Annotated in this window: 12 protein-coding genes and 1 tRNA gene; 10 read left to right on the plus strand and 3 right to left on the minus strand. The window is 60.8% G+C overall.

Going from position 1 to position 13,054, the window contains the following annotated elements; translation table 11 throughout:
• Positions 1–436 precede the first annotated feature (436 nt).
• The 7 genes from BBF93_RS11160 to BBF93_RS11190 all read left to right on the plus strand — a co-directional run bounded on the left by BBF93_RS11160 (position 437) and on the right by BBF93_RS11190 (position 7,325).
• Positions 437–1,912, plus strand: coding sequence for a UbiA family prenyltransferase (locus tag BBF93_RS11160; protein ID WP_114105945.1), 1,476 nt, complete (start codon positions 437–439; stop codon positions 1,910–1,912).
• 2 nt (positions 1,913–1,914) lie between these two features.
• Positions 1,915–2,307, plus strand: coding sequence for a GtrA family protein (locus tag BBF93_RS11165; protein ID WP_051612587.1), 393 nt, complete (start codon positions 1,915–1,917; stop codon positions 2,305–2,307).
• 152 nt (positions 2,308–2,459) lie between these two features.
• Complete coding sequence (locus tag BBF93_RS11170) at positions 2,460–3,929, plus strand: MBOAT family protein (RefSeq protein WP_114105946.1); 1,470 nt, start codon at positions 2,460–2,462, stop codon at positions 3,927–3,929.
• Between the two features lies 1 nt (position 3,930).
• On the plus strand, positions 3,931–5,019 hold the full coding sequence (locus BBF93_RS11175) for a hypothetical protein (protein WP_114105947.1): 1,089 nt from the start codon (positions 3,931–3,933) through the stop codon (positions 5,017–5,019).
• A complete protein-coding gene (locus tag BBF93_RS11180; protein WP_035599293.1) occupies positions 5,016–5,261 on the plus strand; it encodes an acyl carrier protein in 246 nt (81 codons plus the stop codon). Before BBF93_RS11175 ends, BBF93_RS11180 begins: the two co-directional genes overlap by 4 nt.
• Positions 5,258–6,556 (plus strand): class I adenylate-forming enzyme family protein, encoded by a 1,299-nt coding sequence (locus BBF93_RS11185; RefSeq protein WP_114105948.1) that lies wholly within the window; start codon positions 5,258–5,260, stop codon positions 6,554–6,556. Before BBF93_RS11180 ends, BBF93_RS11185 begins: the two co-directional genes overlap by 4 nt.
• A gap of 4 nt (positions 6,557–6,560) precedes the next feature.
• On the plus strand, positions 6,561–7,325 hold the full coding sequence (locus BBF93_RS11190; RefSeq protein ID WP_114105949.1) for an SDR family NAD(P)-dependent oxidoreductase: 765 nt from the start codon (positions 6,561–6,563) through the stop codon (positions 7,323–7,325).
• Here BBF93_RS11190 and BBF93_RS11195 read toward each other — a convergent pair whose 3' ends face one another.
• The 3 genes from BBF93_RS11195 to BBF93_RS19530 all read right to left on the minus strand — a co-directional run bounded on the left by BBF93_RS11195 (position 7,326) and on the right by BBF93_RS19530 (position 10,405).
• Positions 7,326–8,615, minus strand: coding sequence for a glycosyltransferase family 87 protein (locus tag BBF93_RS11195; protein ID WP_114105950.1), 1,290 nt, complete (start codon positions 8,613–8,615; stop codon positions 7,326–7,328).
• Between the two features lie 91 nt (positions 8,616–8,706).
• On the minus strand, positions 8,707–9,969 hold the full coding sequence (locus tag BBF93_RS11200; protein ID WP_162786520.1) for a glycosyltransferase family 87 protein: 1,263 nt from the start codon (positions 9,967–9,969) through the stop codon (positions 8,707–8,709).
• 163 nt (positions 9,970–10,132) lie between these two features.
• Positions 10,133–10,405, minus strand: coding sequence for a hypothetical protein (locus BBF93_RS19530; protein ID WP_162786521.1), 273 nt, complete (start codon positions 10,403–10,405; stop codon positions 10,133–10,135).
• A 76-nt stretch (positions 10,406–10,481) separates the two neighbouring features.
• Between BBF93_RS19530 and BBF93_RS11205 the strand changes: the two genes are divergently transcribed.
• The 3 genes from BBF93_RS11205 (at position 10,482) to BBF93_RS11215 (ending at position 13,047) form a co-directional block, all read left to right on the plus strand.
• Positions 10,482–12,212 (plus strand): hypothetical protein, encoded by a 1,731-nt coding sequence (locus BBF93_RS11205; protein WP_114105952.1) that lies wholly within the window; start codon positions 10,482–10,484, stop codon positions 12,210–12,212.
• Between the two features lie 145 nt (positions 12,213–12,357).
• A tRNA-Leu gene (locus BBF93_RS11210) sits at positions 12,358–12,442 on the plus strand.
• Between the two features lie 119 nt (positions 12,443–12,561).
• A complete protein-coding gene (locus BBF93_RS11215) occupies positions 12,562–13,047 on the plus strand; it encodes a GNAT family N-acetyltransferase (protein WP_162786522.1) in 486 nt (161 codons plus the stop codon).
• Positions 13,048–13,054 lie beyond the last annotated feature (7 nt).

Consider the following 13,054-nt stretch of genomic DNA (forward strand, 5'->3'; position numbering starts at 1 on the left):
CTGATCCTGCCTGAAGCGGCGGCTTATGTCACAGGCACAAGGCCCTGTCCACGCCAGCTTCACGGGATATGCAGTGCCTGATTATGACGCCGCGGAAAGGCCCCCGAAGGGTCACGAAGAGGCGTCTGGAGGAAGGGGGAAGCGGATTTCTGCGGTGAATGCTTAATCCCCTCCCCCGGATGGCACATTAATTGCTGTAACAGTCGCGGATTATCGTTGCCTGCGGGGACCGATGGCGGCAGGCGCGTACCAAGAGGGTGGACGATGCATTCAGATGGGCCATTCAGCCTTGCGCACTCTGACGCGGGACTGGCCGAGAGGCTGGCAGCCTTCACCTTGTTTTATGCGTTTCATGCAACCTTAGAGGCCAGCCGTCCGGCACTGGCACACTCCGTTGCAGCGCCAGCACATACACGCTCAGGAAGATGACAGAGCCATGATCGATAACGGCACCCCCGTAACAATCGCCACCCCCGGTGGGGCAGATCCCGTTCCGCTGGTTCTGGACCTGGATGAGACGCTGATCCGCACCGATTCCCTGATCGAGCAGATGCTGGCCTTCGTGCGCCGCAATCCCTTCTCGATCTTCCAGCTGATTGGCTGGGTGATGGCCGGCCGCGTGACGCTGAAGGAGCGCCTTGCCGCCGCTGTGCCGGTGAACCCGGAACTCCTGCCCGTCAATGAAGAGGTTGTCGCGCTGGCGCAGCAGGAGGCGGACAAGGGTCGGAAGGTTGTTCTGGCAACCGCCGCCCATGCCGAGACGGCAAAGCTGTTCCTGGAAAAGTTTCCATTCATCTCCGAAGTTCTGGCGACCGAAGCCGGTGTGAACCTCAAGGGCAAGACAAAAGCCGAAGCGTTGATGAAGCGGTTTCCCGAAGGCTTTGATTATGCGGGCGACAGCCGGGCCGATCTTGAAGTCTGGAAGCGCGCCCGCAACGCCATTGTGGTGGGCGCCTCGCGCGGCACCGTCAGCAAGGCGCGCAAGAGCGCGAATGTTGTTCAGGTCATTCCGCGCCCCACCGTGCTGAAAGCTTTCATCAAATGCCTGCGCCCGCACCAGTGGGCAAAGAACGTTCTGGTGGTCGTGCCGGCAGTGCTTTCGGGCAAGATCATCGAGCCTTCCTCCATCCTTCCTCTGATCCTGGCCTTCTTTGCGCTCTCGCTCACCGCGTCTGCGACCTATGTGTTCAACGATATCTGGGATCTACAGGACGACCGGCAGCACTGGTCGAAACGGCGGCGGCCGTTTGCCAGCGGCACGCTGTCGCTGCCGGCCGGTATCTTCGGCGCGCTGATCTGCTTTGTGGCCGGATTGGCGCTGGCGCTCATGGCCGGGCTGGCGGTGCTGCAATGGGTGCTGATCTACGTTGTCGTTACCCTCACCTATTCCCTCTGGCTGAAACGCAAGGTGATCCATGATGCCTTCACCCTCGCCAGCCTTTTCACGCTGCGGCTGGTCGTGGGCATGGTGGCGGTGGCCGCAGAGCCCTCGCCCTGGCTGTTTGTCTTCGCGATGTTCTTCTTCACCTCGCTGGCCTTTGCCAAACGCCACACCGAGATTGCCCGCGTTATCGAAAAGGGCGGTAACTGGGTGAGCGGGCGGGGCTATCGCGCGTCCGACCTGCCGCTGGTACTGGCGGCCGGCATCGCAAGCTCGATTGCTGCCGTGGTCATCATGGTTCTCTACATCATCGAGGACGCGCACCAGCAGAGCTTCATCAAGGTGGGCGACTGGTTGTGGGCCTTGCCGCCGCTGATCTTCCTGATCTCCAGCCGCATCTGGGTGGTGTGCCAGCGCGGCGACTTGGATGACGATCCGGTGGTGTTCGTGGTCAAGGACCGGGTGTGCCTTGCCTATGCGGCGCTGGCGGCCGTCTGTTTCTTCCTGGCCTGGTTCGGAGTGCCGCTTTGATCATGTTGTTGCGGGACGAGCGGGTCCGGTTTCTGCTGGCGGGCGGCTCAGCCGCCCTGCTGAACTGGATCGTCAGGTTTCCTCTGTCTATGTTCATGACCTATGCGGCCGCCGTGACGGCAGCGACGGCGATTGGCATGGTGGCAGGCTTTATTCTGTATCGCAGCCTGGTGTTTCAGGGATCGACCCGACCGCTGTGGCTGCAGATCCGTGATTTTATCGGGGTCAACATCGTTGCCGGCGTGGTGACCGTACTGGCCGCGCTTGTGCTGAGCAGCGGGCCGTGGTGGCCGGAGGCCTACCGGCATTATGCGCCTGGCGCGTCGCACATGGCAGGCATCGGCATCGGCGCGGTGGTTAACTTCTTCGGGCACAAGCTGTTCACGTTCCGCTGAGGCGGATTTGGGCAGCAGTTGCCGTAGCGGCGGGAGAGGCTGGAATATGATTGTCAGTACCCCGCTTTTGCGGCACTGGACTTGCAAGGGACCTTGGGGGGGCGTCTCACCGGCGCCGCCTATGTAATATTGTAGAATAGGGGTGGGGCGCTGTGGCGTTCATTTCGACGCAGTTTGTGATTTTCCTGGCGGTGGTGACGGTTGTTCACTTCCTGCTGCCGGTACGCGCGCGATGGATCTGGCTGCTGGCGGCCAGCCTGTTCTTCTACGGCCTCGCTGAACCCATTTTCCTGGTGCAAATTCTGGCGGCCACCGGCCTCTCTTTCTGGCTGGGCCAAAGGATTGAGGCGGCGCCGGACAAGAAAGCCAAGCAGAAGATCATGGCGCTGGGCGTCGTGCTGCTGACGGCGAACCTGGTCGTTTTCAAATACACGCCCTTCCTGAACGAGACGCTGCGCTCGATCCTCGGCATGGCGCATGTTGAGTATCCCGTTCCCGAATTGCAGTGGCTGCTTCCGATCGGTATCTCTTTCTACACCTTCCAGCTGATTTCCTATCTGGTCGACATCTTCCGCGGCCAGCAGAAGGCAGAGCGGGAATTTGGCGCCTTTGCGCTGTATGTGACCTTCTTCCCCAAGCTGGTGGCCGGCCCGATTGAGCGGGCGAAAAACCTGCTACCGCAGATCCACGCCCATCCCGCATTTGACCGGACGCAGGCCATGCTGGGCCTGCAGCTGATCCTTTGGGGCGTGTTCAAGAAAGTGTTCGTGGCCGACCGGATCGCGCCTTTCGTCAACGCCATCTATGACAATCCCGACGCGGCCAATGGCGTGCAGATCGCCTTTGCCACCTGGCTTTATGCCTTCCAGCTTTACTGCGACTTCTCAGGCTATACCGATATTGCGCTCGGCATAGGCCTGATCTTTGGCTACCGGCTGACGCAGAACTTCAACCGGCCTTACTTCGCCACCTCTATCCAGGATTTCTGGAAGCGCTGGCACATCTCGCTGACCTCCTGGCTGACCGATTACATCTTCACGCCGATTACCCGGCAGAAGACGTTCAAGATCAAGCTGTTCAACCTGATGCTCTACGCCATGTTCATCACCTTCGTGGTGAGCGGCCTGTGGCATGGCGCTGCATGGACCTATGTGGTCTGGGGCGCGCTGCATGGCGGGTATATCGTGGTGTCCCTGCTGCTTCAGAAGCGCTGGAACAATTTCGCCCGCACAGTGAAGCTGGTTGACCGGCCCAACCTTTACCGGGCGCTGAAGATTACCGTGACCTTCTCGCTGGTCTGTTTTGCCTACATCTTCTTCCGCGCACCAACGATGGAGGACGCCCTGCACATGGTAGGCAGCCTTGGCACCGGCTGGGGCGACTTCAAGGCCAATCTGCTGTCAGTGGTTGGCGCGAACCGGAACGAGTTCTTCCTGGCGCTGATCGGCATTGCCGTGGTGATGGGCGCCGAAGTGCTGCAGGGGCGGATCAACATGCGCGAAGCCATCAATAGCCGCCCGGTCTGGATGCGCTGGAGTCTTTATTATGTCGGCACGCTGGCAGTGGTTCTGCTGGGCGCCTTCTACGGGTCTCAAATTGCCTTCATCTACTTCAGGTTCTGATATGGACACCGCCCCTCCCTCCCCCGAGCAGACGGAAGCTGGCAAGGCGAAGCCCAGCCGCTTCGCCGTGATCGGATTTTTCCTGCCGGCCGCTCTCCTGGTCGCCGCAGCCTTTGCAACGACCGTGGCAATTGCGGTTCTCGTACCCGATGATGGCGACTATGCGCAGGCGTCCAATCTGAAGCACGACCTGCTGGAGATGGATGTTCCCAAAAAGATCGTTCTCGTGGGCGGCTCCAATGTTTCCTACGGCACCGACAGCACGGTGATAGAAGCGGCCACCCATTGCCCGGTCGTCAATATGGGCATGAACGGCTATTTTGGCGTCCGCTTCATGCTGGAAGAAGTGAAACCCTATCTCAAGCCGGGCGATCTCGTCGTCATCGCCTGGGAGTATGACAGCTACTACAAGTCTGTGAACGGAACGAATACCGACTTACTGACGGTTTCCAAGGCCAATCCGCGCGTATTCAAATTCCTGACGCCCTATCAGAAGCTCTCCGCGATGAGCCGGTTTCCCTTCATTGCCCAGCAGAAGGTGCTGCGCATAATGGGCGAGACCTATGACAACTTCACCTATATGCTGGGCGCCGAACCAGATGCGCCGTGGACTGAGGTTGATATTCTCGACATCGAGAGCGCACGCAACTTCACCCGCAATGGCGACCTGGTCGGACATGTAGGCGTTAACTGGCCGCATGAACCAATCGATGCGATGGACATTTCCAGCATCCCGATGGATCAGGAAATCATTCCAATGATGCGGCAGTTCGTTCGCGACATGGACGCACGCGGCGTGCGCGTGATGATTTCCTGGACGCCCCTGCTGGACGATTTCTATGATCGCCACAGCAAGGAGATCGACCGGCTGAATGCCGAGATGGCCACCGTGCCGGAGTTTCTGATCCCCCGCCAGGCCAGCGGTTTCCGGTTCGACAAAAAGCTGCACTTTGACACCGTCTATCACCTCAACGAGAACGGGCGCCCGATCCGTTCCAAGATGCTGGCAGATGATATCCTCACCCAATTTGGCGAAGACGCGATGTGTGGCAGCCAACCCTCACAATCTTCCAAGGAGACACAACCATGACCGAAGCACAGGTTCTCGAACACATCACCTCGATCGTTCAGCGCATGCTGGAAGACAAAGGCGTGAAGGCCGCAACCATTGAGCCGGAGACAGAACTGCTCGGCGGCGCGATCAGCATCGACTCTCTCGACCTCGCCATGCTGGTGCGCGAACTGGAAGACGTGGTCGGCCATGACCCCTTCGCAGAAGGCTTCATCGAATTCCGCACCGTCGGCGAACTTGCGAAGCTCTACGCAAAATGATTGCTGCCGGCGCCTTCGGACTCGACACGAGTGACACCGCTCCGCTGATCGCAAATGCCCGCGGCATGTTGAGCCGCGGGGATCTTGCGCGTGCGGCGGAGAGCCTGGTGGCAGCGATGGGCGAAGCGGACGTTTCGCGCCTGATGGTGCGGTCTGACGACCCGTTCCACATCCTCCGTGCCATTGATGCGGCCAGCCGCACGGGCGCGGACCTGTTCATCGCACACACCAACCTTCCCGAGGCGCATATCGACGCTGTGGTGAAGAAGTTCGGCGTACAGATGGTCGTGTCTGCTGGCGACAAACTCACCGGCGAAACGCCGGCCGACGCTGCCAGTGCCCGCATCTTCATGATGACATCGGGCACGACCGGCGCGCCAAAGATTGCATCCCATAGCCTGAGCGCCCTGATGAGCCGCGCCAAAGCGGCCATGCATCCGGGCAATCGCGGCGCAAAATGGCTCCTCACCTATCAGCCGACGGGCTTTGCCGGTGTGCAGGTGCAGCTCACCGCCGTGGTGGGGCGCGGCGTTGTCGTGGCGCCCGACGAGCGCACGCCTGCCGGTTTCCTTGAAGCGGCCAAGGCCAACGGTGTTACCCAGATTTCTGCCACGCCGACTTTCTGGCGCGCTTTCCTTATGGTGGTGCGCCCCGGCGATCTCACCCTGCGCCAGATCACCCTGGGGGGCGAAGCGGCGGACCAGTCCACCTTGGACCGTATCCGCAAGGCTTTCCCCGATGCCCGGGTGACGCATATCTATGCCTCAACCGAGGCGGGCGTCGTGTTCTCCGTACACGACGGGCGCGAAGGCTTCCCCGCCGAATGGCTGGACACGGAAACGCAGGGCGTGACGATGCGCGTGCGTGACGGGTTCCTGCATATCCGCACGCCCAATGCGATGGGTGGGTATGTTTCCGACACGGCCCAGCCGCGTCTCGATGATGGCTGGCTGGCGACGGCCGACCGCGTGGAGATCCGCGGCGATCGCGCTTTCATCGTTGGCCGGGACGACAGCACGATCAATGTGGCTGGTTCCAAGGTTTATCCGCTGATGGTGGAGCAGTTCCTTCTAAAGCAGCCCGGTGTGATGGAGGCGCATGTCTATGGCGTGGCCAACCCGATCAGCGGCCAGCTTGTGGCTGCCGATGTGGTGATCGAACCAGGGCTCGACCCTGCCGAAACACGCAGCGCCATCCTGACGGCCTGCCGCGAAAATCTCGCTCAATATCAGGTGCCGCGCGCCTTCAAGGTGGTGGATGCCATCGCCGTGCGCGAATCCGGCAAGAAAGGCTAAGAACATGAATGGCTCCGCGCCCTCTCTCAACTCACGCCATGTGATCGTGACCGGCGGCAGCCGGGGTCTCGGCGCGGCGATGATCGAAAGCCTGCTGGCAGACGGGTATCACATCTCGACCTGCTCGCGCTCAAAGTCTGCCAACATTGAAGCCTTGGCAGCGCATCCGGAATACGGGTCGCGCTTCTTCTGGAGCCGCTGTGAAGTGGGCGAAGCCGATCAGGTGGATGCATTCGTCAATGCAGCCGTTGAATGGGCGGGCAAGGACAATCTGTGGGGCCTTGTGAATAATGCCGGCGTCGCGCAGACGGGCATTCTCGCCTCCTTCCCGAACCGCGAGACCGAAAAGATCCTCAAGGTGAACCTGTTCGGCGCCATTCAGGCGGCCCGCGCTGCATCAGAATACATGCTGCGCGCCAACAAGGGCGGACGCATCATCAACATCTCCTCCATCATCGGCAGCCGTGGCTATAATGGCATGAGCGCCTATTCGGCCTCCAAGGCCGGTATGGACGGCCTCACCCGCGCGCTGGCGCGTGAACTTGGCCGCCGGAAGATTACCGTGAACTCGGTGGCGCCGGGCTATGTGCTGACGGAAATGTCGTCCGTACTCACACCGGTTCAGCTGAACCAGATCGTCAACCGCACCCCGCTGGGCATGCTGGCCGAAGACGAGGACGTGACCAATCTGGTGCGTTTCCTGCTGTCGGACGGCGCGCGCATGATTACCGGGCAGACGATCCTGGTGGACGGCGGCGTTTCCTGCTGATCAGCCGGCCGGCGGCGTTCGCTGCGCCCTGACGATCGCGAGCAGAATCAGCGTGGCGAGCGCGCCCCACAGCCAGTGTGAAACGATGAAGTTGGAAACCGGTCCGAACCGCCCCAATGTCATCGAATGGCTCACAAAGACGGCGCCCGCCAGCAGGGCATAAGTCGCAATCAGCGGCCAGCGCAGCCGCGCGAGCGGTCCGCCGGGACGCGACCGGGCCCAAAGCAAAACAAGCGCCGGCAACGCCCAGATATGATAGTGCGCCCAAGACAACGCCGAGACGGACAGGCCGAGGGCGAGGATCATCAGGACTTCCAGCTCCATATCCTGATTGGACAGGCGGAAAATCCGGCCCGAACGCCAGACCGCATAGAGCATGCCGGCAATAATCGTCAGCGTCAGGCCCTGCGCGATCAGCTTGCTGACGGGGGACAGGATGTAGGGGCTGAAATCCTGCCAGTCCGTACCACCGGATTCAAACCGCGCGACCATGCCGCCCACTGCCTGATTGGCGCTGGCGAGCACGGGATTGGACGTGAAAGGCTGGATTGTGGTCTCATACCAGTAGACGTGCATGTCCCATCCGAAGATCAGCAATGACAGAGTCAGGGAACTAATAACCACGGCTGCCCCGCCCGCGACGACCAGCCAACGCCCCCGCAGGAAGTAAAGTACGCCGATCAGCAGCAGCGACGGCTTGATGACCGCAGCGATGCCGAACAACACGCCAGCGGAAACATCCTTTCCCGACCGGGCCATCATCAGACCGCCGAGCAACAGCAGCAGCATGAAATGCGATGTGTTGCCGACCTTGAGCACATAGATGAGCGGACCATAGACACAGAGCGCAAAGCAGAGCAGCGCGCTTTCCCGCGGATCGAGCGCGAACATTTGCACCAGCAGCCGCCAGATGGCCCAAGCAGCAGCAAGACCGAGCAGTGTAAAGACAATCGACGCCGCCAAAGGCGGCAACAATCCAAACGGCGCGAAGAGATAGGCGACGATCGGAATATTGACGAACAGCACATCGTCATAGGAGCTCATCAGCGCTGGTGGGCCCTGCCAGATGAGGTTGCCGGCCAGCCAGTAGCAGTACCGGAAGTCCCAGAAGATGAACTCCAGCGTTGGCTGCGTGACCAGAAAGATGAACGCCGCCATCACAGCGCCCCACAGGAGCGTGAATGGCCACATGAAACGCGACATCTGGGCCGAGCCTGCGAGCCGGTAGATTACGAGAAAGCCGCCAATCGCCCCTGCGAGATGCAGCCCGTTTATGATCAGCGATTGCATATCTGCTCCACCGGAGAGTCCTTCAGTTCAACCCGGCAGTAGCCCGGTTGTGCTCCAAAAGCTGCGCGGAACGCGCGCAAGGAGAGAAATATCACGCTGCTTCCCCAGCGGCGAGCGGAGTATCGCCGGGCGGCAGACCCCAGCGGCCTCTGACCAGCCCCCAAAGAGCGGCCAGCGCGAACAGCGCGGCGAAATAGAGATGCGACATCAGCAGGTGCAGCAAGCCGGGTGCATATTGGAGCGCCCACAGGGGAAGCGCCGCAATCAGGAAAGCCAGGCACAGCGCCAGACCGAGCCAGCCACGACCGCTGCGCGGCGCAGCCAGTATCCACACCGAGGCCATGACGGCAAATATGGGCGCCAGAATACCGTAATGGTGTTCCCAGGCGATGGGCGAGGCCGCGGTGAACACCAGCGCCGCCAGCATGAAGTCGAAGAAGGGGACGCCTTCCCCTTCCGCGCGCCGTAACCGGAAAATGCCGGCGAGGAAAGCAACGGTCACCAGCATGGAGACGGCGTAAATGACTGCATGGAACGGAGGGAATGCATCGCCGCCGAAATCATGGATTTCGCCATTCTGGAAGATGCGCTGCATCAGGCCGTTAGCAGATTGGTTTGCCCAATAAGATTCGCCATGCCTGGAGAGGAAGGAGAGCACCTCCAGATAGGCGAGATGGTTGCCGAAGCCGTAGAGGACAACGGACAGCGCAAGACCCAGCGTGCCGGTTGCCAGGAGGGCAATGGTGAAACGCCACTCACGCCGGAGCGCGCCCCAGATGAGGAACAGGCCGAATTGCGGTTTCAGCATACAGACGAGCCCAATGAGCACGCCCGTGGTGGCGCGGTGACCACTTACCCAGGCGATGCAGGCGGCCACGAACAGCGCGTTAATCCACACCTGCAGCTGGCCGATATGATAGCCATAGATCAACGGAAAGAAGAGCAGCGCTGCGCCCGGCGCCGCCACGGCCAAAAGCAGCCGTGCGCGGCGCGTGTCGGCGTCAAGCGGGCCTTTGATCAGGCGCTTCGGCAAAAGCCAACACAGCGCGCCCACGCCCAGGGCCGATGCGAGCAATATCAGGCGGTTCAAATTGTTGAGGAGCAGCGGCGTAAGCTCGAACCCCATCAGTCGCAGGGCATCGAGGGGCACCAGGCTGGTGGGCGCATACTGGAATTTATGCTGCTGCTCGAAGAATACTTCGCGATAGAGGCTGCCATCGGCAGCCGGATGCGTGTCCAGCCATTCGAGGGCCACGATCATCACATTCCAGGAGTCCGCAGCCTCCAGAGTTTCATTCGACACGATACCGCGCAAAATCCACGCGCCAGACTGCTGGCCGGCCAGGGCAAGCATAATATGAATCAGCAGGACACAAGCTAGAAGCGCGTACACGGCCAGCGCGGCGGCGGTTCTCGGCGAACCAGCCACGAATGCAGACAGACGGCCTGCAACAGCCTTTGAGCGCAAATTCGACATTTGTGTCCCCGTCCAGTCTGAACCAAATATCGCAAAGAAATCAGAATGCCAGCAGAACATGCCCTTCCGGCCTAATTTTCATGCACACGGCCGCGCCGCGAGCATGTGCAGGAATGCCCAGTAAAATCGGCCACAAACTGCAGCGGCGCAGCCGTTTCCAAGGTTCCCTTTGTGGTGGCGGGCGCAGATTGACGGCGCGTCCTTTCGCATGCCAGATTTTGGGTTTCGGGGGCGCCGGTTTTGAGACTGCTATCATTTGCTGATCATTCAGGACGGATGGAAATTTTCGCCAGCCGATCTGCTGATCTTGCATGCAGATTGCATCCCTGCCCGCTGCGGCGCCTGCCCGCGAAGCCTGATCCGGTTCAACAATCCAGTGTGCCCCTGCCATGATCGCTCATCTACTCCTCAGCCCATACGATCATGCGAGTGACGACCGGAAAGGGACGCAATCGGCCATTCTCTGGGAAATCGGCACGCCGCTGCTGTTCTTCCCGGTACTGGCATTCATCCTGACGACCTTATGGCTGACAGCGGGCAGCGCACTTTCCGCGCCGGTGGCCTGGATCATCTTGGGCGCTTCGCTTGCTGGAGGGCTCTACCTGCCCCGGTTTTTCCTCTCCGGCCGCTGGCGCTTTGCGCCGCTTGTCTCGGTGGGCCTCATTGTCGCCGCGCTGATTGTGACGGGGCTGGTTCACGATACGTCGATGGATGGTCAGCATTATCATTTCCAGGCGATCTATGCCCTCGCTCAGGGCTGGAACCCTCTGCATGGCAACGCCGAGCCAGCGGTGATTAGCGATCCGATTACCTTGTGGGCCATCCACTATCCGCGCGGCGGGTGGGATTTCGCCGCGCTGCTGATGACGGCGGGGTTTCCGTTGGCAATGGGCAAGGTGCTCAATCTGCTTGTTCTGTTTGCCGGCGCCGCAGTGCTGGGGGGCGCACTTTTCCGCGCGGGGTTCTCATGGCTCTTCTCAGCGCTGCTCACCGCAGTGGTCTCGCTCAACCCTATCGTCCTCTCTCAACTGTTTACGGCGATGAATGACGGACTCTTGGGCGTCTGCATCCTGATATTCACCGTGTCGATCATGATGTGGGCGCGATATGACGACAAGCTGGCTCTGGCTACCGCGCTCATCACACTTCTACTCGCCCTGAACCTGAAATTTTCCGCCATTCCGATGTTCGTGATCCTCTGCGGATTTGCCTGCGCCGGCATCTTCTTCCAGCGGGGCCTCCGCCCGGCGGCAGCGCTTGCGGCGGGGCTGTTTGCTTCTGCCTTTGTGGCCGTCGTCTTGCTTGGCTGGTCGCCCTACATGCAGAACTTCCTTGATCAAGGACACATCTTCCACCCGATCATGGGTCCAAACGCGGTCGACATCATGACCGGCGAAGGGCCCGCGCTCGACAATACGCCGGAAGTTCTCGAGGGAATGTCCGCAGCCGAACGTTTCTTCTACTCTCTCTTCTCGGAAACACATTCTGGATATGCGACAACGCCGCAGCTGAAGTTTCCCCTCTCCATCTCCTCGCAGGAACTGCGCGCTGCAGGCGGCGTGGACGTTCGCCTGTCCGGCTTCGGGCCGTTTTTCTCGGGCATTTTCCTGCTGTCGATCGCGGCCGCTCTTGCTCTGGTCGTTCGCCCGCGCTGGCGCAGCGAGACAACCCTCTGGCTGCTGGTGATCAGTGCCATGATGATATTCTCGGTGATCGTGATGCCGCAGAACTGGTGGGCGCGCTATGTGCCGCAATTCTGGTTCGTACCGGTGGCGATCACTGCGGCAGCGCTGGCCGCAAACAGCCGCGCCGCACAAATCCTCGGCGGCCTGATCTTGGCATTGATGCTGTTCAACAGCCTGATCGTGGGAGCAGCGGGCGCTCGGCTGGCCGCCCAACGGGGCGCCGAAGTCAATGCCCAGATAAACGCCATGGCGGCAGCCGGGGGACGCTACTGCGTCTATCCGGACATGGCGCACTCACGGATATACCTGATGCGGGAAGCCGGGCTGGACATCCGGTATCAGCCCGCCGAGGCAATTGCCTGCGCCGAGCCGCAGGAGATCGCAGGCTACGGCCCGGACCGGTACGGCGGCGCTATCTGTTCCTGCCAGGATTGATGGCGAGCGATATTGCTCCTTGTGCTGATATTATCCTTAGCCGGAGCCGCCGACGGGTGGTTTGATCCGGCATTTTAAGCCCCCCTGCGGCACTTCAGAAGGCCGGTTGCAGGCCGCGCCGACGTAGCGTAGGAAGCGGCCACACGCGGATGTGGCGGAATTGGTAGACGCACTGGATTTAGGTTCCAGCGCCGCAAGGTGTGAAGGTTCGAGTCCTTTCATCCGCACCATGGTCTGGCTGGGCTGACTGCTGAGCCCCTCTGGCGCCTTTGGCCTGATACGCCATATGGACCTCAACCCTCCCCGGAAATCAGCCTGCCCGTTGCAAATGACCCTGAAAATCGTCCCCATGACTGCGGCCCATATCAATGAGGTCGTCCAGATTCAGGCCGAAGCCTTCACACCGGACCTGCGGGAAACGCCGGAGGTGTTTGCCAACCGTATTGCGCGTTTTGGGGAGTTTTTCCGGGTCGCCTACCTGAATGGACGCATGGTGGGCTATGTGGTCGCTTTCCCATGGAAGTTTGGCGATGCACCTGTAAACAATCAGGAATTTCCCGAAGAGCTGCCCGAGCCGGACTGTTTCTTCATCCATGACATTGCCCTTTTGCCGGACGCGCGCGGCAGCGGTGTTGCCCGAGCCCTGCTGGAGGATACCTATCAAACGGCGCTGAAGCTGGGCTTCGATGCGGCAAGCCTGGTGGCGGTCAGCCAATCCGGCAATTACTGGGACAGGGTGGGGTTTGTGCCCAATGCGCACGTCACCGAGACCAAGCGCGCTTATATCCTCGATATCTATGGGCCGGGCGCGCGCCTGATGGCGCGGCCGATCTGATCGTTCC

Source organism: Hyphomonas sp. CACIAM 19H1 (assembly GCF_003325995.1).
Lineage (GTDB): Bacteria > Pseudomonadota > Alphaproteobacteria > Caulobacterales > Hyphomonadaceae > Hyphomonas > Hyphomonas polymorpha.